Raw genomic sequence first — 23,713 nt, 5'->3', positions numbered from 1 at the left:
TATGTTATGAAAATAGGAGTGAGAGCAATGAAATATTGGAAGAAAAGATTCATGGATATGAAAATTCGTGATAAAATGATCAATTCTCATATTTTTATTGCGCTCATTCCTTTTTGCTTTGTGGGTTTATTGGGGATTATCAGCTCAACCAGAGAGGCGGAGCGCAATGTGACCCAGCATACGTCCCTGCTGGTCGGTCAGGTCCAGCATACAACGGATATCTACATAAGCAGTATTGAAAAGACTGCGAATATGCTGATCAAGATTATTGAGCCAATGCATCTGAATAAGATCCCATCCGCTGAGGATGACCGCTGGAAAGAGTATGAAGCAGCGCTGAAAAACAGCTTTGAGACAGTGGCGGAAACTCATGATGAAATTGCGGGCATCTTTTTTGCTACGGAGCATGATATGTATGTGGGAACCGGGATGTCCAGAATCTCCCGGGACCCGTTTATCAAGGAAGTCTGGTATGAAAAAGCAGCGGCATCTCCAGGTGAAATGCAGATCATCAGTAATGTTACCGGAAGGAATATTGTTACGGAGGCCGCCTACAGCATTGATGATGTATTTTCGGTAATGAAAGCTGTTATAGACCCGGAGACAGGGGAGAGAGTGGGCGTATTGCTGTTTGATGTAAAGCATGAAATTATTTCCTCCGCCATCCAGGATGCGAACATCGGTGAAAATGGATTTGTATTCGTCCTGGATGAGCAGAATCATTTAGTATATGCGCCTACCAATAAAATTGTCTACCGAATCCGCCCGGAATGGCTTTGGAATGAAGAAGAACCTGTAACCGCGGTTACCAATGGGGAAAAGTATCAGATCAGCTATCAGAAATCCGCCTATACTGGCTGGAAAACTGTCAGTGTCTCATCCTACCGTGAAATCATGGGCGGAATCAATACCATGCTGATTATGTTTGGCTGGGTTTTGGTCTTGACAATTCTAACGGTATTTATTGTAGCGGTAAAAATTTCAGAAACGGTTACAAAACCTATTGTCAGGCTCCGCAACTTAATGAAGGAGACGGAAAAAGGAAATTTATCCGTTCGGTTTGAAGGCAATTATCTGGATGAGGTCAGTGAGCTTGGCCGTCGGTTCAATCAGATGCTTGAGCGAATACAAGAACTGATGGAGGAGGTTTATAAAGAACAGGAAAACAAGCGGAAAGCACAGCTAAAGACAGTTCAGGAACAGTTTAAGCCGCATTTCTTATACAATACTCTGGACACCATAGGCTGGATGGCCAGGGAGCATTCTGCATATGACATTGTTCATCTTGTGGATGCCCTTACCAATGTTTTTCGAATCAGCTTAAGCAAGGGCAAAGACTATATTACCATTGAAGAAGAAATCCGATATATTTCCAATTATCTCTACATACAGAAAATTCGTTACGGGCCTAAGGTACAGTATGAAATTCAGGCAGAAGAAGACTGCATGAAAGTGATTTTACCGAAAATGATCCTGCAGCCGCTGGTGGAGAACTCCATTTACCATGGGGTTAAGATGAAAAACGGAGACGGGCATTTAAAGATCACCGGACGAATGGAAGATGATTGGGTGAGCCTGGAAGTCTGGGATGACGGAAAGGGTATGGAAGAAGAAAAGGTATGGGAATTATCCAGATTGCTAAATGAACCGGGAGAAGCCGGCAGAAACAGAAGCTTTGGTTTGTTTTATATTAAGGAGAGGCTGCGCATCCGGTACGGTGAGCAGTTTCAGGTATTGGTGGAAAGCAAAGAGGGGCAGGGGACGCGTATTGTCATACGGATTCCGAAAGAAGTTCAGAATGATCTTGAAAAAGGATAAAATGGAAAAAAGAACGAAATTACTAATGGTATTACTGGTATCGGTATTTGTCTTTTTGGGATACCGTATATATAACGGGGCAATTACCCAGACGGTTTATAAAAGCGATGTGGAGTATGTGATCGGTGTTTCTCAGGCAAACATGCGGGAAGCATGGCGGGTTGCCCTGATAAATGAGATCCAGGAGGAAGCGGGAAAGTATCCCAATATCAGGATCGTAACGGCAGACGCCACCTCCAGCGTGGAGAAGCAGGAAAAGGATGTTGACAGGCTTCTGGATTTTGGCATTGACCTATTGATCATTTCTCCCTGTGATTCCAGCCGTCTGACAAAGAAAGTCAGAGATGTGTATCTGGAGGGAGTTCCTGTAATTGTCATGGACCGAAGCGTGGAAGGCTTTGATTATAATTTATTTATCGGTCCGGACAATAATTTAATCGGGAAGCAGGGCGGAGAATGTGCGGTCCAGCTGCTTGAAAACGGAAAGGGGAAGATTCTGGAACTTCGTGCAACGGCAGGGTCCCTTCAGAGTGAGGAGCGAAGCGATGGTTTTGATTCTGTGATCAGGGATTATCCTGATATAGAAAAGACTGTCTGTGATTTGAAAAATGATATGAAGGATCCGGCCTATGATGCAGTTTTTGCCATGCGGGAAGAACTAAAAGGTGTTTCCCTGATATTTGCCAACAATGATTCAGTAGCCTTTGGAGCATATGAGGCACTAAAAGACAGGAACCTTGCCGAGAAGATAAAGGTCATCGGGTGCGACGGCTTTACCGGAGAAAACGAAGGGGTAGACCTGGTTAGAAAAGGAAAGCTTGCGGCAACGATTTCCTGCCCTACAGGTGGGAAAGAGGCTGTGCAATATGCCATTAATATTCTTCGGAAGGAGAGCGGTGTTCCCAAGCAGGTTATTTTAAGAAGTCATACGATCTATCCTAAAAATGCCGGTGAGTATCTGGCTGCTCTTGACAGAGAAAGTATCGACGATGGCAGGAGAATTACCGTAGGATATTCCCAGGTGGGGCAGGAGAGCCAGTGGAGGCTTGCCAATACCCGCTCGATTCAGGAAGCAGCCAGGGAGTTTAATATGGAACTTCTTTTTGACAGCGCAGACCAGTCTCAAAACAAGCAGATTGAAGCGATCCGGAGGTTTATTAAGGAGAAGGTAGATGTAATCGTAGTTTCTCCTGTGGTCGAGACTGGATGGGATGCGGTACTGAAAGAGGCAAAGGAAGCCAATATTCCTGTAGTAATGTCCGACCGCAGAATTGAGGCGGGAGATGATTTGACGACCACGTATATTGGCGCTGATTTTTTAGAGGAAGGGCGAAGAGCCATGCGCTGGCTAAAGGAACATGTAAAACCGGAGCATGGGATTGTTCATATTTTAGAGCTTCAGGGAAGTGAAGGGGCGACGCCTACGGAAGAGAGAAAGAAAGGTTTTTTCGAAATATTAGAGGAGAATCCCCAGTATCAGATTGTATATACGGATTATGGTGATTTTACTTTCGAAGGAGGAAAACAGGTTGTCGAGGAATACATAAAAAGTCACACCTGGGATGTGGATATTATCTATTCCCACAACGACGATATGGCCCTTGGAGCGATTAAAGCATTGGAGGCACATGGATTGAAACCGGGGAAGGATATAACGATTGTTTCCGTGGATGCGACGAAAGAGGCGTTTCAGGCAATGATAGACGGCAAGCTGAACTGTGCGGTGGAATGCAGTCCGCTTTTAGGTCCTCCGCTTATGAAGGCGATCCGGGATATGGTTGCAGGAAAGGAAATGCCTCTTCGGATTATAACAGAAGAAAAGGTGTATGATCAGTCGGATGCGGAGACAGTTATCAAAACCAGGGAATATTAAGAACTGCCATTTTCATTGGAATATGCTTTGTGAAAAAGAAAATAAAAAAGTACTTGATTATTTGCTGAAAGTATAGTATTATAATTGTACGAATTGAATTACCAATTCGAACAATTGAAACGCAGAAGTGGCGGAATTGGCAGACGCGCACGGTTCAGGTCCGTGTGGTAGCAATACCTTGAGGGTTCAAGTCCCTTCTTCTGCATAGCTATACTTAATGTCCTGTGGTGTTCACCACAGGACATTTTTTTGCATGATTTCAGGAAAGATTCTTTTGCCTGGTATCAAAAAGTCATTAAATCCAACAGGGTGCTGCTAGATCAATAATTGTGATCTGCAGCACCCTTAACGTTTATAATTTTGCCATGCTCATGCCAGGTTCATAAACCGCATACTGGCTGCGGCCGTGTTTCTTTGCGTGATAAAGAGCAATGTCGGCCTTTTCATATAATTCCTCAAATATAGTTCCATCTTCCGGGTATGCGGCTGTTCCCAGACTTCCGGAAATATGTGCTTCCGGTTCCAGAGCGCTGCCAATGAGACTGCATAAATTTTCGAGACGAGCGTACAAATCCATGCTATAAGCCACATCCTTTAATAATATGATGAACTCATCGCCTCCCAGCCGTCCAAAGATGTCATCACGCCTTAAAGCGGATTTAAGTCTTGAAGCGGCGCGGTGGAGGGCCTTATCCCCGAACTGATGGCCGTAATTATCATTCAGTTGCTTGAAACGGTCAATATCCAGCATAATAAGGATGTGATGCCCCTGGCTGTTTTTTAATGTATTGCGGATTGCATGTATGGCAGTTGCCCTGTTTAGCAAACCGGTAAGGGAATCCTGTTTGGAAAGTTCCTGAAGATTCAGGGCTTCCCGTTTGGATGTATCAATATCCTTAATGAGAATAAATGCCTTAATCGTATCGGTATAAGGATCGGAAACAATCTGCACCATGCCAAGCCCCCAGTAGACGGTGGAATCAGGGCGTATACGCCGGTGTTCCAGCCGTAAGGACCGGTTCCCACGATAGTAGTGGTAGAGCAATTGGTTTTTATTGAAGAATTTTAGAAACATCTCCCGGTCTTCTTCAAAAATGTGATTCTCTGCTATGTAGGTCATAATGCTGGAAAAAGAATTTGAGACATAATCCGGCATGGTCTGAGTCATTTCTCCAATGATTTCTTCAAATAAGTCGAATTTTAAATTATATTCGTAATAGCCGATACAGTCCTTTTTCTGTTCGCGCATGTATTCCATCCACTTTTGATAAGCCAGTTCTTTTTCATATTGATCCGTAATATCCTGGTAGGATATGATTCCCCTGAGAGGTTTTTGCTCCTCAGTACACACCAGTGAGTATTGCGAAGAAAACCAATGATAATCTCCGGAACATATTTTTAAGCGTGTGATGCACTTTCCCTCGGGTATCCCCTTTTCCATGTCATCATAAAATTCCAGAAAGTCGGTGACGCTTTCCTTGTGCACAATGCCGTTTTCGATAAGGAATTCAGGGGAGAGCGGCTTGGTGTAGGGAAAGGGGAAAGTTCTGGAAAATTCTGGCGAGGGGGAAAGGGTTCTGGAAGGGATGTCATAGATGCTTACAAGGCAGCCGGAATGCCGGCTTGCCAGCCGGTATTGTTCTTCACGGATCCGTAAGTGTTCCTGGAATTTTTTCATACATGTGATATCGAAGATTGCACAGTACAATAGTTCCTCCTCAGGGATATAATTCAATTGTAAGGAACACCAGATACAGCTTTTTTGTATTTTTGCTTTGAATTCCAGTTCAAAACTGGCTGCTTCGCCTGTCAGGTGGCTGCGAATTTCCGCAAGCAGCTCCGGATATTCTGATTCACATACCATGTCCTGAAGCGAAGCAGGCTCTTGAAATAATGCTTTAATCGCCTGATTGGAGTAAAGAATGGTAAGATCTTCATAAGTTTTAAGCTTCAGTATGCCGCAAGGAATGCGGTCTAAAAAAGTTTCTCCGTTCATTTTCACTTTCTCCCATAAGTGCTATGAAAATAGAAATAGGCCTTATATAGAATATATGAAGCATGTTGTCAAAAAATGCACAAAAAGATATAAATATAGAAAACATTTTGAAATAGATGAAATTCGGCTGATGGCCACAAAGTATTGTAGGATTTTGACAAATTCGAAAAAATAAAATCGTGCACATTGCTCAAAATAAAAGAGATAGGTAAGATTCCATTGACAATTTGTTACAAATGATATATTTTTAAAACAGAACTTATTTCGGAGACCGAAAAAAGAAGGAAGGCGTTGTACAAATATGAAAAAAAGCGGTTTACAGGACATGAAACGGGAAAATTTGCGATTGATCATGAATGTAATTTTAGAAAAGGAAACGGTTTCCCGTATAGAATTATCCGAGATTATAGGGCTTTCGCCGAGTACGGTTTCATCTCTGACATCGGAATTAATAGAAAAAGGCTGGATCGTGGAAAATGGTGTGACCACATCCACAGGCGGCAGAAAAAGAATCGAATTATCGGTCAATAACAGCAAAGGGTATATCGCAATTTTGGAAATTGGCTGGAGAAGAGCCGTTTTACATTTTCTAGATCTGGCGCTGGAAAAAAAACATAGCGTTCTGATATCCGATTATTACATTACCGGCAATGAACTGCTTGAAAAGGTCGCCCATTGCATAAGGGAGGATGCGGAGAATTTTTGCAATGGGAAACTGGCAGGAATCGGGCTTTTGTTCCAGGAAGATATGAGTCCAAGTGATTTTAATGTTATGTATTCCACCTCATTATCTTCGGCCAGCATATCATTCTGTGAGGCGGTGAAGACCCAGTTTAAAGTGCCTGTCATGGAAGAATATTCTCAGGTTTATTCCTTCCGGCAAATCATGAAAAAAGAAGAGAGCCCGAACAGTGCACACATTGAGATTGGGAAAAAAATCTTTGTTTCCATAACCTCCAATGGAACGTTTCTTGATATGACGGAGGGAAAGAAAGCGGATATGACCCCCTTCGTTGAACATGCCGGTAAAAAAATGACCGCAGACAAACTTTCTGAAGGAATTGTTAATATACTGCAGATGATCTGCTTGATGTTTCCCATCGAAAACGTATATCTGTCAGGCAGACTGGACGAGGGAGACCATCTGGCAGAATGTGTAAGCGGACAGTTAAAGAAGAGTCATTTATTAAAGCACGCTGTTGAAGTCAAGGCAATAAAGCCTGTGATTAACCATATGGAAACAGATTTAGGTAAGAGAGTACTGAAAAAAGTAATTTGTGAAATGTAACCGTCCGGACGGCCGCCGGATGACCGCATTTCAGAAAGGAGAAGTCAATGGATTTTAAAGAATTGGTAAATGAAAACAAATTTACCCTGGTGGTCAGCCTGCCGGAAAATAATCTGGAGCTAGCCAGGGCTGCATTGGAAGGAGGGGCCCAGGCAATTAAAGTTCATGCAAATGTATGGCATCGTGCAAGCAGCCATACATTCGGAACTTATGAGGAGAACCGGCAGTTCCTGAAAGATTTGATTGCACTATGCAAAGATGTTCCGGTCGGACTTGTGCCCGGAGGAGAAGATGCATTTATTACAAGGGAAGAAAGGTTGGAAGTGGAACAAATGGGGCTTCGGTTCTTTTCCTCCTACATCCACCATCTGCCGTGTCATATGATGGAGAGCCGGGTGTTGACAAAAATGGCTGCCATTGATGATACATATGATCAGAATACACTGGAAGCAGTCCGGCAGTCCGGCATTGATATCCTGGAATGCAGCATTCAGCCGGGAGCACGCTACGGGGCACCCCTCAATTACGCAGATATTTTACGGTATTCCCATATATCTGCTAAAGCAGGGAAGCCGACTTTGATCCCTACCCAGAAGAAGATATGCCCGGAGGAAGTAAAGCATCTTTATGAAGCCGGCTGCAAAGCTGTCATGATCGGAGCCATCGTAATGGGAAAGGAACCGGCTGCAGAACAGGTAAAAGAAGTAACCGGACAGTTCCGGAATGCGGTAGATAAATTATAAACACCATCTAGTTGAAAAATGGAGGATTTCGTATGTTACAGGGAACATGTATCATCATTGCTTTTCTTGTTATTGCAGCATTTATGATGGCAAAAAAACTGCCTACTTTGCTGGCTCTGCCTTTTCTGGCTGTTGTCATCTGCGTGATTGCAGGAGTTCCGGCAGTGGGAGTTAATGGAGAAGGGGCTCAGATCGGCTGGCTTTCCACTGTTTTAGAGGCCGGTACTGTCAGAATGGGATCTGCGATTATGGCAGTTATCTTCGGTGCATGGCTGGGACAGTTGATGAATAAGACTGGAGTGACCGAAAATATCATCAAAAAAAGTGCAGAGCTGGGAGGTGACAGGCCGTTAATTGTTACCTTGATCATGGTAACGGCAGTTGCACTTTTGTTCACTACTTTAAATGGATTGGGTTCTGTTATTATGGTGGGAACCATTGTTCTGCCCATATTGATTTCCGTGGGTGTACCGGCCATCAGCGCTGCCAGCATCTTTTTGATGGCATTTGCGGTGGGACTCAGTTTTAATATTGCAAACTGGACATCATTTTCCAGCATATTCGGATTGGAAATTGAGAAAATTAAAGGGTTTGAAGTCTATATGCTGGCTGTAACGCTGATCGCGACTATAATCCTGATTTTTGTGGAGTTCAAAAAGAATGGAGTAAAATTTGCTTTTTCCGCACCTGTTTCAGATCAGATCCAGGCAAAGCAATTAAGAGGAACAGCCGGTGGGCTTGCCATGATCACACCACTTGTTCCCATCATTCTGGTAGCGTTTTTAAAGGTGCCCGTTGTTCCTTCTTTTTTGGCAGGCATATTCTGGATTCTGCTGTTTACATCCAAAAGCTTTTCTAAAGCAATGAATCTGCTTGTAAAAACCTGTTATGACGGAATTACCGATGCAGCGCCTGCAATCATCTTAATGGTGGGCATTGGAATCTTATATCTTGCAGTGACTCACGCCATGGTAAAGGAAGTGCTGAACCCATTTTTACTTGCCGTGATCCCAACTTCAAAAGTCGGATACATAATCTTTTTCTCCATTCTGGCACCATTATCCTTATACAGAGGTCCTATGAATCTGTTTGGACTCGGTTCCGGAATTGCAGCTTTGGTGATCGGTCTTGGGACACTGAATCCGCAGGCTGTTATGGGAGCTTTTCTTTCCGCAGAAAGGATTCAGGGTTGTGGGGATCCTACCAATACACAAAACGTCTGGACAGCCAATTTCGCCGAGGTGGATGTTAATACGATTACCAAAAAGCTATTGCCCTATCTTTGGACGATTTCCGTGATCGGTGTTATAATCTCGGCATTCATATACTTTTAAGCAATCGACAGGAGAATTGAATTTATGAAAGTACGCATCGGGATTGATGTGGGCGGCACCTTTACGGATGCCGCTGCCATTGATAATGAAACTTTTGAATTAATAGGAGTGGTGAAAACTCCTACTACCCACAATTCCAGGCAGGGGGTGGCAGAAGGAATTGTTCAGGCGCTGCAGCGCATTATGGAGGATTGTCATATTAATCCGGATGACGTTGTTTTTATCGCTCACGGTACGACTCAGGCTACCAATGCACTTCTGGAAGGAGATGTGGCTCCGGTTGGAATTGTAACGCTGGGAAGCGGTTTGCAAGGGGCAAAAAGCAGGTCGGATACCAATATCAGCAATATAGAACTGGCAGCCGGTAAATTTTTGGAAAGTCAGAACGAATACGTGGACACTTCGGATAAGGACAGTCTGGGAAGCAGGATCGTGGACGCCATCCGCTCCTTAAGAGAACGAGGTACTTCCAGCATTGTGGCTGCAGAGGCTTTCAGTGTTGATGATCCGTATCATGAGAATCTGGCTCTGGAAAAATGCAAGGAGATGAATATCCCGGGTACGGCTACTAATGAAATATCAAAATTATACGGCCTGAAAATAAGAACCAGGACGGCCGTGGTAAATGCCAGCATTATGCCTAAGATGCTTGAGGCTGCAACCATGACCGAAACGAGCATCATAGAAGCTGGAATCAAAAACCCTCTGATGGTAATGCGCTGTGATGGCGGCGTTATGACAGTAGACGAGGTAAGAAACCGGCCGATTATGACAATACTCTCGGGACCGGCAGCCGGTGTTGCCGGCGCTCTGATGTATGAAAAGCTGACGGATGGTCTATTTTTTGAAGTCGGCGGTACTTCTACGGATATATCCTGCGTAAAGGATGGCAAGGTTATGATCCAATATGCAGAAGTGGGAGGACATAAAACCTATTTAAGCAGTCTTGATGTCAGAACCGTGGGCATTGGCGGGGGAAGCATGGTACAGATAAAGGATGGCAAGGCCGTTAACATGGGGCCGCGAAGTGCTCATATTGCCGGTCTGGATTATGAAGTTTATACTGATGCCGACCTTATTAAAAATCCAAGGCTTATGACGGTCAGCCCCGTACCTTCTGATCCGGAATATGCGGTTATTGAATGTGACAATGGAGTACGGGTGACCCTCACCATGGCGGGAGCTGCTAATATAGCTGGTTACGTAAGGCCGGAAGATTATTCCTATGGGAATGTGGAAGCAGCAAGGAAAGCCTGGAAGCCGTTGGCAGATCAAATGGGCTGTACCGTGGAAGAAGCGGCAGAAAAGGCCATGGCATTCGCAGCAGCCAAAAATGCAAAGGTTGCAGAACAGCTTATTAAGGACTATAAAATGCGTCCGGACCAGACCGTGTTTGTGGGAGGCGGAGGCGGAGCAGCCAGCGTGGTTCCCCATCTTGCAAAGACAATGAAGCATAAATACCGGATCGCAGGCAATGCATCGGTGATTTCCACCATAGGAGTCGCTCTTGCCATGGTACGGGATATGGTGGAGCGGACGGTGTCAAGTCCTTCCCAGGAAGATATCTTAAGCATTCGCAGGGAAGTAGAACAGAAAGCAATCCAGAGCGGCGCTGCGCCGGGGACCATTGAGGTTCATGTAGAAGTGGATACGCAAAAAAACCTTCTAAGGGCAATTGCTGTAGGTGCCACGGAAATGAGAAGTAAGGTCCTGGGCAATACAAAACTGACGGTTGATGAGCTCCTTAAGATTTGCGCCGAAAATATGGATGGGAATCCGGGAGAATTATCCATAACCGCACAAAACGGAGTGATGTATGCCGTGCAGTCCCAGAGACTGGAAAAGAAATTTCTGGGATTGTTGAAAAAGAAAACAACTCCCCTGCGTCTGATTGATGAAGAAGGCGTGATCCGCCTTCAGAAAAGCAATGCTCAGGTTTCAGAGGTGAAAATTGCGGACTGGGAAACAAAAATCGAATGGTATTTGGAAGAGATGACGGTGTTTAATGATGGCGGTGCCAATCTGCCCAATATCTATCTGGTATCAGGGAAAAGGGTCATTGATTTATCCGGACTCCAGAGTAAAGCACAAATTTGTGCACTGGGAAATGCAGAACTGACAGGTTTTGGCAATGATGAAAAAATCCTGATCATTGCAACCGGCCGGACAGAAGGATAAAAGCAGATAAGGTGGTGATTGGATTTTGAATACGGGTTCCATGCCGTTTCCAGGGAAGGAATTGGCACAGGATGAATTAAGCCGTGACAGCTGTTATCATAAAATCCGGTCTGAGGACAGAAAAAGGATTACAGACCGTGCGTGGCAAAAGGGAGAAGCAGCAGCAGAAATGATTTTTGAGCGTTACAATGGGGAAAAAGACTTTTTTAGAATTGTAACAGAAAGCGGCTTAACCTGCGAGAAAGTTGATGCCGATTATGTTGTGGGAAACCAGAGATATTTCAGTGATTATCTGACCGGACAGAAGAGGATCCATCTTTACTTGAAATCTATTTCACTTTGGGCAAAAGAAAACAAAATGGAGATGGCGGAAGCCATGAATCTGATTTTAAGCCATGAATATTATCATTTTCTTGAATGGAGTGAACTGGGATTTACGAGTAAAGAATATCTGGTGCCAATGCTAAGGATTGGCAGTCTGAAAATCGGAAGGACCGGGATCCGGGCGTTATCGGAAATCGGGGCTCATGCCTTTGCCTGCCGCTATGATCAGCTGATAAAGGAGGAGAGATATGAAACAGAACTTAACCTATGATGTGGTCATTATTGGAGGAGGGCCTGCCGGTACCGTAGCTGCAATCGCCAGTGCCAGATCCGGAGCCAGGACTCTCTTGGTAGAGCAGAATGGATATCTGGGCGGTATGCTTACTATGGCCGGAACGGGTCCCCAGATGACATTCCATGCAGGAAGTACGCAAGTCGTGCAGGGAATTGCTGAGGAAATTGTGGCTCGTATGGTAAAAGAAGGCTTTTCTCCAGGCCATATGGAGGATTTTGTGGGGTATGCCAGTTCCGTAACCCCGTTTGATGCAGAAGGTATGAAACTGATTCTTGAGACCATGGTGAAGGAGGCCGGGGCTGATCTGCTCTATCATACCGTCTATACAGGCTGTGAATGGGAGGACCGAAAGATCCGCAAGGTACGTCTGTATGCAAAACAGGGCTTCTTTGACGTATCCGCCTCCGTTTTCATTGATGCATCGGCAGACGCAGACCTGGCCACCCATGCGGGAATCGGAAGTGTTTACGGCAGGGAGGAGGATCATCTGGCTCAGCCCATGACAATGAATGTCAAGGTATGCAATGTGGATCGGGATAAGATGATGGAATACATAAAGAAGAACTCTGATGATATGCTTGAAACCATTCCATTCGAACGTCTGCAGCTGATTCCCAGAAGCGGCATGCAGGGGGCGTATTCTGTTATCAGTAAGGCAAAGGAAAAAGGGGAATTCCCGATTGACAGAGATATGGTGCTTTGCTTTGAAACCAACAATCACGGAGAATACATCCTTAACATGTCCCGGATCATTAAAAAAAGCGCTCTGGATTCATTTGATTTAACAGAAGCGGAGATAGAAGGCAGAAAACAGGCACATGCCATAGTTGCTTTTATGAGAAATTACATTCCTGGATTTGAAAATGCTGTTATCGTAACCACAGGACCGCATATCGGGGTCCGGGAAAGCCGCAAGATAAACGGTGCTTATCGGTTAACTGCATCCGATTTATTACAGAACAAAATGTTTGAAGATGCCATTGCCATGGGCGGATATCCCATCGACATCCATTCCCCTGATGGAGGAACAATGGAACATCATTATTTAAAGAAAGGCAGCTGGTACTCCATTCCATACCGTTGTTTGTATACAAATGAACTGGATAACCTTCTGGTCGCCGGGCGATGCATTAGTGCGACTCATGAAGCCTGTGCAGCGGTCCGCGTAACGCCCATACTGATGGCAATCAGTGAAGGGGCCGGTACTGCGGCAGCGATAGCGGCAAAACAGGGAATTGGTGTTGCCGCTATCGACGTAGCACAGCTTCAGAATCTTTTAAAGGATCATGGCGCTTTTCTTGAGCCGTATGAATGAGCGGATTTTAAAATCCGGAAAAGCATGCCATAATTATCTCCGGTACAGGTACACGGGTCTGCCGCTTTCCATCTTTCTTTGAGGCTCACCCTGGATCAGCGGTATGGCATATTCCAGAAATTCTGGGGAGATATCTGTGCCATTGCCGCAGATCCACTGTACGGGGAACAGCTTTTCCTGATTGCATACTTCGTTGACATCAACGGTGATGCATTCTATGGAATAAGGGGAATTTCCTGTGCGGTGAAAGGCAACCATTCTTCCGGTAATACCTTTTAACGCGGCCTTTACTCCTTCTGAGCCCGCCTGCACGGATTCTTCTATGTCAGTTGCAGAAGCAAGCATGCCGCTGCAGCGCTGGTTAACATTCAGTTCAATGGAACGGACCTTTACACCAAAACGTTCACGTACAAAATTCTCCAGCATTTTACCGCTTCCGGTCAGCATTTTATGACCAAAGGTGTCCAAACGGACTTCATCTGCGTATTCGCAGATAAATTTGCCCTGGGAATCAGAGAGCCCTTCTGAGATGCAGATAATAACGGAATTGTGATTGTTAAGGGCCGCTTTTACATCCGATGCGAACCGTTCAAATTCAAAATCCGTTTCAGGAAGATAGATAAGCAAGGGATTATCGCCATCAAATTTTCTGGCCAACGCACTGGCAGCAGTAAGCCAGCCTGCATGACGGCCCATAAGTTCTATGATGGTGACGGACTTTTGCTGGTAAACAGAAGAGTCCAGAACGATTTCGCGGACGGTATCAGCCACATATTTGGCAGCACTGCCGTAGCCGGGAGTATGATCCGTTAAAATCAAGTCGTTGTCAATGGTTTTGGGAATTCCAATGAAACGGATAGAGCTTCCATGATGGGCGGCGTAGCGGGAAAGCTTACTTACCGTATCCATGGAATCATTACCGCCAATATAGAAGAAATATCCGATATCCATAGCTCGGAATTTCTCAAAAAGAGCCGGATAAAAGGGAGAAGACAGATCATCAGGAAGTTTATAGCGGCAGGAACCTAAATAAGCAGCTGGTGTTAATTTTAAAAGCTCCAGCTCTTCTTCAGTCAGGTCACCTGTTAAATCCATATAATTGCCGGACATGAAGCCTTCTATGCCATTGAGCATTCCGTAGACCCTTCCGATTTCGGCCTGGGCCATTCCTTCTTTGATGATGCCATAAAGGCTTGCGTTAATCACAGCGGTGGGTCCGCCGGATTGTCCTACGATTGCATTTTTCTTCATGTAATAATATCCTCCAAGTTTGCATATGCCATGGGCACCTTCCCTATTCTATAATAGAAAGAGTTTCTTTGCAACTGGGAAATATTTGCCCCATAAAAGGGAGGAGCCGGTGAAATGTGACTTTCACCGGCCAGTTATGAAAAAAAGTTTTAATTTTAACAAGTTTGGAGTTCCTCTTGTTACTATCTTTATTATATAAGACAGATATGAAAAAAGTTTGTAGAAGTTGTAAATAAATTTTGTACGTCTTGTGAAAAAACTGTGAATGAATGGTAGTAGCTTTTTATAAGCGACTGCAACCGAATTATGCAACAATAACCAATTATTAATGAATAATTATGAAATTAGAGTATTAAAAAATCTCACTGGTAGTAGCATACTATACAACAAACTATACTACACAATAAAATTTTCTCTATTTCCGTTCTAAACCATTCAATATCCATGTAAGTATTACTCTATCTGTTAAATCTTTTATGGAATGTCCCCCCCAATTTTTTCCTGACGTATTTATTAATACCATATTCTATTGCTAATAATTTAGTCAACATTTTTTTCAAATTTTACTTGCATTTCTCCCCAATCCTCTAAAGCTTTTAAAACAGGAATAATTTTTTTCCCTTGGTCAGTTAATCCATATTCTACGTGTGGAGGGATCTCGGAGTGTTGTTTTCTCCAAATCATTCCATGACTTTCTAAATCCTGCAAAGAACGGGTGAGCATAATATTTGTAATATCACAAAGCTGTCTCTTTAGCTCATTATATCGAAGATTTCCTTGAGACAAATACCACAAGATGGGGAGCCTCCATTTTCCGCATATAAAATTAAAAGCATTAACCATGTCGCATGAGCCATCGTACCATTCACTTATATTCATTTTAACCACCTCAAAAATATGCTTCCAGGGCACAAAAATGTGCGTACTTGTAAAAATATATCTAGAAAATATAATGATATTAAAGAGCTTCTAAAATATAGTAACACTAAATCTTAAAAAATAAAAGGAGAGTGTAGTATGATATTTTATTTTTCAGGTACAGGGAATAGCTTATGGGTGGCGAAAAAGCTGGCTGAACTTCAAGACGAGCGAATATTATCCATTGCAGAGCTTATGAAAGAAAAACGTGGATCGTTCTCATTCACTCTAAAGCAGGATGAGATGCTTGGATTTGTATTTCCAATCTATGCCTGGGCACCACCTAAAATAGTTTTGGAGTTTATAAATGATTTTGTAATCACTAATAGTAATGATTACTATACTTTTGCAGTCTGTACTTGCGGTGATCATGCAGGGCAAGCCATGAACGTTTTGTCATCACACCTACAAAAACAAAAAATCAAACTGAACAGTGGATTTTCTGTTTTCATGCCCAATAATTATATTATTCATTATGATTTAGATTCAAAAGAGTTGGAAAATAAAAAGCTGGAGCAGGCTAAACAAAGGGTCGACGATATAAGCAATCTTTTAACAAAAAGAACAGAGGATATATTTGACTGCTATAGTGGAAGCTTTCCTTGGTTTAGAACGCAGATATTCAATCCGTATTTCAATAAATTTTGCTTAGGAACGAAGAAATTTCATGTTAAAAATAATTGCATTTCCTGCGGCTTGTGTGAACGGATATGTCCGACTAAAAACATTCAACTAAAAAATAACATTCCCACATGGGGAAAAAATTGCACGAAATGTATGGCGTGTATACATCGCTGTCCTGTCCAAGCCATTCAATATGGAGATAAAACAGAAAAAAGAGGACAGTATTTTAATCCTAATATTTAAATCTATTATAAGTGTCATATTATGAAAATCAAAATTTTTGATGTATCCAATATGGTAGTTCCAGATATGGTAGTGCAATATAGGGGGAAAAGAATGAATCATATATGTAGCTCAACATATCAGGAAACCATGGCCCTTGGGCGGGAGGACATGTGGGTGCAGTGTAGGAAAAATAAGATTTACCTATTGCAAGCTGCTTTTACAGGTCTAACCTTATATATTCACTTTTTTTGCCGATATCAAAAATAGTAATGAAAAGTAACAAGAAAAGGGGATATCTTATGTATATTGGAAAATTGAACGGGCAGATGCCTTCCCAAAGTATCAATGCCATCAACCGTTCCGCCGCTAACCAGACAGAGGTCTTGTTTGGAAAAAAGAAAGACGATGAGAACCGGGATGCCACCGTCATTTCTCCTGCTGGCAAAAACCAGAGTATGCTAGAGCTGCTGATGAAGCAGAAGGAATTCTTACAGGAACAGAAAAAGTCCCTTATGGACTCATCTCAAGAAAACGGAACTGATGTAAAAGCACAGCTGGAAGAATACGAAAAGCGGCTGAAGGAAATCGACAATCAGATTTCTCAACTTCAGGCAAGGCAGGCAGAAGAAACGGAGGATGAGGATTCTGATGGAAGAATCTACGATAAGCCAAAGACAAAGGAAGAAGCCCAGGCAGACCAGCTAAGCGGCATCTCCGCCCTTTCTGCCAACCAAGAGCAGGCGGAAACAGTCCACCAGGAGAAAAAGCATCTGGATGGAACCATCCGGGTCCTGGAGGCTGAAATATCCAGAGGCAATGGCAATATAGAAGCCAAATCTAAAAAGGTGACAGAGCTAAAGGGCCGGTCTCTGGAGCTCGACGATAACACCAGTCAGAAGTTGGAGAATGTTCACAAATCCATTGAAGAGATAAGGAACGAATCTAGCGAGGCTGTTATCGATGACGGCGAAGATATGAATACCGACGAAAGAAATGAGCAAGATAGGCAATAAATAGTACAATCGAAAACACCTTCTGCAATTCATTTTCTAATTGCAGGAGGTGTTTTCGGATTCTTTCTTCAATATAGTTCCTGAATGAGTTTTCAATATATCTATACGAGGAATAGGGATTTATTCATAATCCTATCATTTGCTTTTAATGATATTGGTGATCTCTGCTGGTATAATAATTAGTTATTTTACTATAATTACAGTCTTCTTAAGATTTGAAATTTTTACTGTCAAATATTTACAAATAGTTTACTTGTTTTTACAAATACATAAACTTCATTGACTTAAAATTGCTTCAGATTATATACTTTAACTAAATTTATAATAACCTATGCAATTATAAGGAGGTCAAGATCTATGAAAAAAAAGTATTTAGCGGTTACAACTTTATCTATAGCATTAGCCATAGGAAGTGCTATGTCATCATTTGCTGCAGGATTTGTGAACACCCCGCAGGGGGTAAAGTACCAGTGGGGATCTGGTGATTATTGTACTAACAACTGGGTCAATTACAAAAATCATTGGTTCTTCTTTGGTAATGACCAGCTTATGCGTACCGGATGGATTCAAAGGGATAACACATGGTATTACACAGCTGACACCGGTGAGCTTCAGGGCGGGATAATGAAAATTAATGACAATGTCTACTACTTTGACACCAATACCTTGAAAATGATAACCGGTCCCTACACCTACAATGGTGTCACACATAACTTTACTGAAAATGGAACCACTGACGGTGGCCCATACGTCTACACCGAATGGAACAGTGATGGCACCATCAGGCGTGGCGCAAAATTAGGTGTCCGTTAAGTGGGAGACCGCTTTTGATATTTACCGCAACTGAGGCCAAGAAGTTCGCCCATGGTTTAGATGTAATAATATATTTTATATAATAAGAAAAAGTAGGTGAGTTTTTATGAAGTACTTTAAGAGGTTGGTGGCCTGGGCTTCTGTAATAACAGTACTCTGGATTAGCACCCCACTTGAATCCCTGGCAGCTTCATCGAAAACTATATCATCGGTGACTATTTATGTAGGAATGGAAGATTTGGAAGAAGGAAAGACGTTATCTTCAGAAGTTTCCTTTAAAACAACGGAGAAATCAGGAAATTATGTCTGTAGCAATAATAACAGGTATGAAGTTACGGATTTAAATTGGATAACCTCTGACAATAAGGAAATGATGATTGGTTCAAAGCCGAAGATGAAAGTAACTTTACGGGCTATAAATTCTAATGAATATGCTTTTAAAGGAGGATATAATTCCGGTAATGTGTCAATAAAGGGAGGAGATTATGTAACCTCCAGCCGTTCCAGGGCAGATACCTTATATGTGACATTTACGTTCAATCCTTTAAAAGGAACCTATAATTCACCAGAAAGTGCTTACTGGGGGGATTCAGGAATCGGAGATGCCGAATGGAGCGAAGGGGAATACAGTTCCGGAGCATATGATGTCTATTTATACCGCGGAAATACAATCATAAAAAAGGTTGAGTGTTTGAAAAAAACTTCTTATGATTTTTATCCTTACATGACAAAAGCAGGCAGTTACATTTTTAAAGTCAGAACTACTCCAGGTACGGAAACGGAAAAGAAATATGGAAAGAAAAGTGAATGGACAGAATCTGATGAAGCATATCTTACGGAAGAAAACGTGTCTGATGGAAGTGGACAGAATGGACCCTGGAATTCAAATTGGGAAGTTGGTTGGATTAGGGATGGAAATACCTGGTATTATAAGTACCCTGATGGTACCTATCAAAAATCCTGGCTAAATATAAATAACAAATGGTATATGTTTAACAGCAGTGGGATGATGGTTATTGGATGGAAGCAAAGCAACGATCACTGGTATTATTTTAATAGTAATGGAGCCATGGTGACTGGTTGGATCGTTTCTGGTAATAACTGGTATTATTTAAACCCTTCGCTAAATATAGGAGTGGAAGGTGCTATGCATACTTGCTGGAGACAGATAAATGGAAACTGGTATTATTTCAATGCCAATGGTTCCATGGCATCTGGCTGGGTTATGTCCAATAATAGATGGTACTACCTAAATTCTTCGGTGGCCACTGGTGTAGAAGGAGCCATGGTGTCTGGCTGGATTGTTTCCGGTAATAACTGGTATTATTTGAACCCTTCGTTAGATAAAGGATTGGAGGGTGCCATGCATACTGGCTGGAGACAGATAAATGGAATATGGTATTATTTCAATGCCAATGGTTCGATGGCAACTGGCTGGGTTATGTCCAATAATAGGTGGTACTACCTAAATCCTTCGTCAGCCACTGGTGTAGAAGGAGCCATGGTAACTGGCTGGGTCTTCTATAATAATAAGTGGTATTATACAGATTCTGCCGGAGCCATGCAATCAGGCTGGAGACAGATAAAAGAAAACTGGTATTATTTCAATAGTGATGGGGCCATGGCAGTCAACACAATTATCAACGGATTCTTTATCGATGAAGATGGTACATGGTACAAGTAATTAAAAACAGGAATGATAGGTTTTTCCCAAATCTCCGCCATAACTCATGCTGTTATTAATGATATTAAAGCTGCTGTTAACGATGTATTATGAATAATATTAGTGTTTTATAAGTGATTACTGCTGACTTATGCAAAGATAGTGGAATATAAGAATTAAATAATATAAATGTTCACTTTATATAAAAGAGGTAGAGATACTAATGTCTTTACCTCTAATATTTTATCCATGGACGAGCATTCCGCACTCTTCACAATATAGCCAAGTAGATTTATTACGAACTTTATTAGGTGTTTTAATCCTTTTAGCGTTGGCATTATTATACCCACATACAGGACATATAAATTTGGTTTCGCCATACCAGCCTATTTTTTCTAAAGCATTTAATCCGGTTTCAATAAAAACGAAACATTCATCATTTTTTAATTGTTTTTCCATTGCAATTACTCCTTTGTGTCTTTTCATAATCAGTATAACATATTCAGAAATAAAAATCAAACATATGTTCGAAAAAGTGTTTTGATAGCCCTTGCCGGGGTTCTCTCCGCGCTCACTTCTGTAGCCGGATTACCGCATCCAGTGTTGCGGACCCGCCTTGTGTTGTCAATGACTACGTTTGACAACCGTTTACAGATTTCAATAAGTAGTAATGGATTTTAATAAGTATCAACTTATTTCAGAGTTTCTTTTTTAACCTGTTTAAAATATGACATTCTGTCTTAAATTTCTGATCGACAATTCTGACAATATCATAATTATAAACCCCACTATCTGTTTGAGGTTCGTTTTTTGCTGCCCCCTATGTGATAAATAATTTAATAAAATACGTGAACTATTATTGATTTACTCAATATTATATATTAAAAGTAATATAGTTAAAAATGAATAAGGAGTAATTATTATATGGAATTATATGCATTCGCCTCTGAATTTCCAGAATTATATGCAATGTTAAATGAAACTGTTAGATCCACTATTGTGGCGAACAATATGACCGGAGAAGAGTCTCTCAGGGATTGGGACAATATGATTGATAATTATGTTAGTAATTTCGAGTACGAGGATTATTATGGACAGGAGATGGGAGAGAGTTCATCTCAGCAGATACCTTTTGATGGTTTCGGAGGTAGGGATGGCAGAGACAGAGACAGAGATAGAGACAGAGACAGAGACAGAGAAGACAGAGACAGAGATAGAGACAGAGACAGAGACAGAGATAGAGACAGAGACAGAGACAGAGATAGAGACAGAGATAGAGACAGAGACAGAGATAGAGACCGCCGCCGCCGTCGTTTTCGTGATTTTAATTTAAGAGATATTATCAGACTTTTGTTTTTAAGACAATTGTTCGACCGAGACCGTTTCTAAAATTTAGTTGTAAAACCCCGTATTTTCGCCATGTAGTATAAAACTTTCGTGTCACCGCATGTGGAGTGTATAATAATGATGTCGAATTGTAGCCGGAAGGAGAAATAAGGGAAATTGAACCACAATATATTGTGGTTTTGGAACATAGACAGGGGGAATTTTGAGGCCGAAAAATGCAATTTTCGGCCCATTTTTTTAACTGTTTTCACAGAATGCTTTAGAGATTGTCCGTTTTAAAGCAGGGCAGACTTACGGCGAACCTATCCAATATGTAAGCCGTAAAAAAGATGATACCGTCAACAAAGCTGTTGACGCACTTAATGATTACATGAGAGACGCTCATAAGCAGGCGAGAGATATTGAACTTGGTAACGAAGCGGATTGCGAATATTCGATTGACTATTGAAAGTTCGTAAGCATGATGGTATTCTACTCATGAAAATCATTTATACCATACGAGGAGATAAGAATATGGGAATGGACAAACAAATAAACAAGCTGAAACTGTTGCGGGCAGGAGAAAGCGAAAAGTTTTTTATAAACAGTAAATTTCATGAAAAAATGGAGGAGCAGTCCCTTGGTTTGCTCAATCTCCCCACGGGAAAAATTGTAGCAAATGACCCGTTGTTTATTTATGAAACAGAGTCATTTGAAAAAGCAGTCAAGCCCGGCCAATACCCAGTCATTCTCTATGTGCAGCATATCGAAGATGACCGCCGTGTTGCATTTGCGGAAATACGCTTTACAGAAAATTCCCCTGTTCGTTTTGAACTTGCACTCATAAAAGGGCAAGATGCCGAAAAATTGGGTGAAGATGAATATTACGGTTATGGAGTAGACAGCGGAACAGGTGGCTTTATGGACGAGTTGACTTGCGGAGAGTTTGTGACGCTCGTTGGGACTTTTGATGACGGCATGCTTCCGGAACTGGAAAAAGCGTTGGACGACAGTTATGTATACACCTATTCCACAGCAAATTACAAACTTCCCGGAACAGACAATAATCTGACCGCTTTTTCAAGCGGCTATGGGGATGGCTGTTATGCTTCTTATTGGGGATATGATAAAAATCATGAGCTTTGCTGCCTGATTACGGATTTTGATACCATCGATGACGAGGAATAACAAATAAATTTGAGAGGTGATGATGCGACTGAAAATAAATTAGATAAATTTAATTTACGGTTAAACATAGGTTTAGAAGGTAATCCAGTGATTAATAATTTTACTATAAACTTAGGTTCGTTTTGCGTTAAAAAAATCTTATCTGTGGGGAAAAATAATAATGAAAATAGTGGTAGATTTATATGCGAGTTGAAGTGGTCTTGACATGCTAATAAGGAATGATAATGAAATGCATTTGATAAATGTAAAATGGATTATAATCTCTGCTCATAGATAAACGGAATGACCTCTTCACGCTTGATACTCAATACATAAGCAAACTCCTCACAAAGCGTTTTTTCAGCATCTTTAAGAAAGCTTTCGTCAGAATTCTGTAATTTCCTGTCTTTATTTGTGTTTTTTAGCTCTTGTTTGTGACAGCGCAAAGTTTTTATCATTTTTATAAGTTCGGAGCGATTACCATCTGCAAGAATCTGGCCGTATAATTCTTTACGCTTACGATTATCCTTAATCCAAATGTAATCTTTATCCGACATTTTCTTAACTAGAGTGAAAATTTCATCGGCAGAGAGAATATGGCGAATTTCAGTTTTTCTTCGGTTGCTTATAGCTGAGACGTATACTGTTGAGGCAGTATGGTAGACAGGCTTGAGTACATAGTATGGACGGATTTTTTCATCCATGCACATATCCTGTAATCCGGTAACCTTACAAATACCATGATTTCCGTATATGATGACATCACCTATGTTCATAATATCTCACCTCTTTCTAATAAAATAAAAAAAGCGGTTCACTAAAACTGGACTTCCGTCCCTGTAAAGCAAACCACACGTTAGATATTTATATTATAGCACAATTGTGATGAAATGTATATGGTGATTTTGTCCAAAACTCACGCCTATATCATGGGCTAATCTATTTAGTATTTGACTGATTGTGGTACACTAAAACTTAATATTGATAGTTAGCAAACTTGATGATATTCTACTTATAAGAATTATTTATATTGGGTTTATGGAGGTGACAAATATGTTTATAACTATTTATAATGATTGTGATGAGCAAGAGTTTTTAAATTTAGTTCGTATAAATGGATTGCTTGAGCACAATATGAAAAAAACGAACGGTAAATTAAAAGTACCAAATAAGGAGTTTACAAATATTGCCCGCAATGAAAAGGGAGTTATTATTGGGGGTGTATCGGGATCTACATATCTTTCCTCCTTAGAAATAGAGGTTCTTTGGGTGCAGGAGGCTTATAGGGGACAAAAAATCGCATCGCGTTTATTGGAAGTAATTGAACATCAGGCAAAAGACGCTGGATGCTTGATTGCTCATCTGACAACATATTCTTTTCAAGCTCCACTTTTTTATCAAAAGCAAGGATATGTTATTTGTGGAGAAGTCAACGGTTTTCCCGACGATATCAGACTATATACATTAAAGAAACAGTTATAATTTATAGCAGAGATTATGAGCATAATGTAAAGCAAATAAAATTGAATATGTATAGAAAACTACTAGC

20 protein-coding genes, 1 tRNA gene and 2 pseudogenes are annotated in these 23,713 nt (G+C 41.6%); 18 read left to right on the top strand and 5 right to left on the bottom strand.

All coding sequences use genetic code 11. The annotated features are described in order from the left end of the window. The first annotated feature begins 27 nt into the window (after positions 1 to 27). From BMW45_RS25405 to BMW45_RS25395, 3 genes are all read left to right on the top strand, one after another. Entirely contained in the window at positions 28 to 1,818 is a 1,791-nt protein-coding gene (locus BMW45_RS25405) for a cache domain-containing sensor histidine kinase (RefSeq protein ID WP_092250469.1), read from the top strand. 1 nt (position 1,819) lies between these two features. Then, positions 1,820 to 3,691: a substrate-binding domain-containing protein gene (locus BMW45_RS25400; RefSeq protein ID WP_092251189.1), complete on the top strand. Its 1,872-nt coding sequence runs from the start codon at positions 1,820 to 1,822 to the stop codon at positions 3,689 to 3,691. 121 nt (positions 3,692 to 3,812) lie between these two features. Continuing rightward, positions 3,813 to 3,896, top strand: a tRNA-Leu gene (locus BMW45_RS25395). A 147-nt stretch (positions 3,897 to 4,043) separates the two neighbouring features. On the opposite strand, the gene BMW45_RS25390 is transcribed toward BMW45_RS25395, so the two are convergent. Beyond that, on the bottom strand, positions 4,044 to 5,687 hold the full coding sequence (locus tag BMW45_RS25390; RefSeq protein ID WP_092250466.1) for a sensor domain-containing diguanylate cyclase: 1,644 nt from the start codon (positions 5,685 to 5,687) through the stop codon (positions 4,044 to 4,046). Between the two features lie 301 nt (positions 5,688 to 5,988). Between BMW45_RS25390 and BMW45_RS25385 the strand changes: the two genes are divergently transcribed. From BMW45_RS25385 to BMW45_RS25360, 6 genes are read left to right on the top strand one after another with little or no spacing between them, the layout of a single operon-like run. After that, positions 5,989 to 6,975 carry a winged helix-turn-helix transcriptional regulator gene (locus BMW45_RS25385; RefSeq protein WP_092250463.1) on the top strand — a complete coding sequence of 329 codons (987 nt, stop codon included), beginning with the start codon at positions 5,989 to 5,991 and terminating at the stop codon, positions 6,973 to 6,975. 47 nt (positions 6,976 to 7,022) lie between these two features. Then, positions 7,023 to 7,718, top strand: a complete 696-nt coding sequence (locus BMW45_RS25380; protein WP_092250460.1) for a hypothetical protein — start codon at positions 7,023 to 7,025, stop codon at positions 7,716 to 7,718. A gap of 32 nt (positions 7,719 to 7,750) precedes the next feature. After that, positions 7,751 to 9,052, top strand: a complete 1,302-nt coding sequence (locus tag BMW45_RS25375; RefSeq protein WP_092250457.1) for a C4-dicarboxylate ABC transporter — start codon at positions 7,751 to 7,753, stop codon at positions 9,050 to 9,052. Between the two features lie 24 nt (positions 9,053 to 9,076). Then, positions 9,077 to 11,230, top strand: coding sequence for a hydantoinase/oxoprolinase family protein (locus BMW45_RS25370; protein WP_092250455.1), 2,154 nt, complete (start codon positions 9,077 to 9,079; stop codon positions 11,228 to 11,230). Positions 11,231 to 11,255: 25 nt separating this feature from the next. Beyond that, complete coding sequence (locus BMW45_RS25365) at positions 11,256 to 11,825, top strand: hypothetical protein (RefSeq protein ID WP_025233415.1); 570 nt, start codon at positions 11,256 to 11,258, stop codon at positions 11,823 to 11,825. Beyond that, entirely contained in the window at positions 11,803 to 13,164 is a 1,362-nt protein-coding gene (locus tag BMW45_RS25360) for an FAD-dependent oxidoreductase (protein WP_092250452.1), read from the top strand. The genes BMW45_RS25365 and BMW45_RS25360 overlap by 23 nt, the downstream gene beginning before the upstream one ends. Before the next feature lie 33 nt (positions 13,165 to 13,197). Here BMW45_RS25360 and BMW45_RS25355 read toward each other — a convergent pair whose 3' ends face one another. Beyond that, positions 13,198 to 14,415: a 6-phosphofructokinase gene (locus BMW45_RS25355; protein ID WP_092250449.1), complete on the bottom strand. Its 1,218-nt coding sequence runs from the start codon at positions 14,413 to 14,415 to the stop codon at positions 13,198 to 13,200. Positions 14,416 to 14,955: 540 nt separating this feature from the next. Continuing rightward, positions 14,956 to 15,294, bottom strand: coding sequence for a winged helix-turn-helix transcriptional regulator (locus BMW45_RS25350; protein WP_025233412.1), 339 nt, complete (start codon positions 15,292 to 15,294; stop codon positions 14,956 to 14,958). A 138-nt stretch (positions 15,295 to 15,432) separates the two neighbouring features. On the opposite strand from BMW45_RS25350, the gene BMW45_RS25345 reads away from it, so the two are divergent. From BMW45_RS25345 to BMW45_RS29230, 6 genes and pseudogenes are all read left to right on the top strand, one after another. After that, positions 15,433 to 16,200, top strand: a complete 768-nt coding sequence (locus tag BMW45_RS25345) for an EFR1 family ferrodoxin (protein WP_092250446.1) — start codon at positions 15,433 to 15,435, stop codon at positions 16,198 to 16,200. Between the two features lie 281 nt (positions 16,201 to 16,481). Further along, positions 16,482 to 17,195: a hypothetical protein gene (locus tag BMW45_RS25340; protein WP_092250443.1), complete on the top strand. Its 714-nt coding sequence runs from the start codon at positions 16,482 to 16,484 to the stop codon at positions 17,193 to 17,195. 357 nt (positions 17,196 to 17,552) lie between these two features. Next, entirely contained in the window at positions 17,553 to 18,008 is a 456-nt protein-coding gene (locus tag BMW45_RS25335; protein WP_025233409.1) for a hypothetical protein, read from the top strand. Between the two features lie 106 nt (positions 18,009 to 18,114). Then, positions 18,115 to 19,269, top strand: a pseudogene (locus BMW45_RS25330) (N-acetylmuramoyl-L-alanine amidase family protein); the annotation flags it as partial. A 108-nt stretch (positions 19,270 to 19,377) separates the two neighbouring features. Then, a pseudogene (locus BMW45_RS29235) lies at positions 19,378 to 19,572 on the top strand (N-acetylmuramoyl-L-alanine amidase family protein); the annotation flags it as partial. Beyond that, positions 19,570 to 19,692, top strand: coding sequence for a hypothetical protein (locus BMW45_RS29230; protein WP_465220288.1), 123 nt, complete (start codon positions 19,570 to 19,572; stop codon positions 19,690 to 19,692). The pseudogene BMW45_RS29235 and the gene BMW45_RS29230, both read left to right, overlap by 3 nt. A gap of 222 nt (positions 19,693 to 19,914) precedes the next feature. Here BMW45_RS29230 and BMW45_RS25325 read toward each other — a convergent pair whose 3' ends face one another. Beyond that, positions 19,915 to 20,130 carry a hypothetical protein gene (locus BMW45_RS25325; protein WP_025233407.1) on the bottom strand — a complete coding sequence of 72 codons (216 nt, stop codon included), beginning with the start codon at positions 20,128 to 20,130 and terminating at the stop codon, positions 19,915 to 19,917. Between the two features lie 631 nt (positions 20,131 to 20,761). Here BMW45_RS25325 and BMW45_RS25320 point away from each other — a divergent pair. Both BMW45_RS25320 and BMW45_RS25315 read left to right on the top strand, forming a co-directional pair. Then, a complete protein-coding gene (locus BMW45_RS25320; RefSeq protein WP_166433472.1) occupies positions 20,762 to 21,004 on the top strand; it encodes a hypothetical protein in 243 nt (80 codons plus the stop codon). 527 nt (positions 21,005 to 21,531) lie between these two features. Then, positions 21,532 to 22,185 carry a DUF4241 domain-containing protein gene (locus tag BMW45_RS25315; protein ID WP_166433471.1) on the top strand — a complete coding sequence of 218 codons (654 nt, stop codon included), beginning with the start codon at positions 21,532 to 21,534 and terminating at the stop codon, positions 22,183 to 22,185. Between the two features lie 254 nt (positions 22,186 to 22,439). Here the strand turns inward: BMW45_RS25315 and BMW45_RS25310 are convergent, their stop codons facing one another. Next, positions 22,440 to 22,940: a CarD family transcriptional regulator gene (locus tag BMW45_RS25310; RefSeq protein WP_242883236.1), complete on the bottom strand. Its 501-nt coding sequence runs from the start codon at positions 22,938 to 22,940 to the stop codon at positions 22,440 to 22,442. Between the two features lie 277 nt (positions 22,941 to 23,217). On the opposite strand from BMW45_RS25310, the gene BMW45_RS25305 reads away from it, so the two are divergent. Then, complete coding sequence (locus BMW45_RS25305) at positions 23,218 to 23,646, top strand: GNAT family N-acetyltransferase (RefSeq protein WP_025233401.1); 429 nt, start codon at positions 23,218 to 23,220, stop codon at positions 23,644 to 23,646. The last annotated feature ends 67 nt before the right edge of the window (positions 23,647 to 23,713 follow it).

This window comes from Lacrimispora sphenoides (assembly GCF_900105215.1).
In the GTDB taxonomy this organism is placed as follows: domain Bacteria; phylum Bacillota; class Clostridia; order Lachnospirales; family Lachnospiraceae; genus Lacrimispora; species Lacrimispora sphenoides_A.
This window is presented reverse-complemented; position numbering and strand designations above follow the sequence as displayed.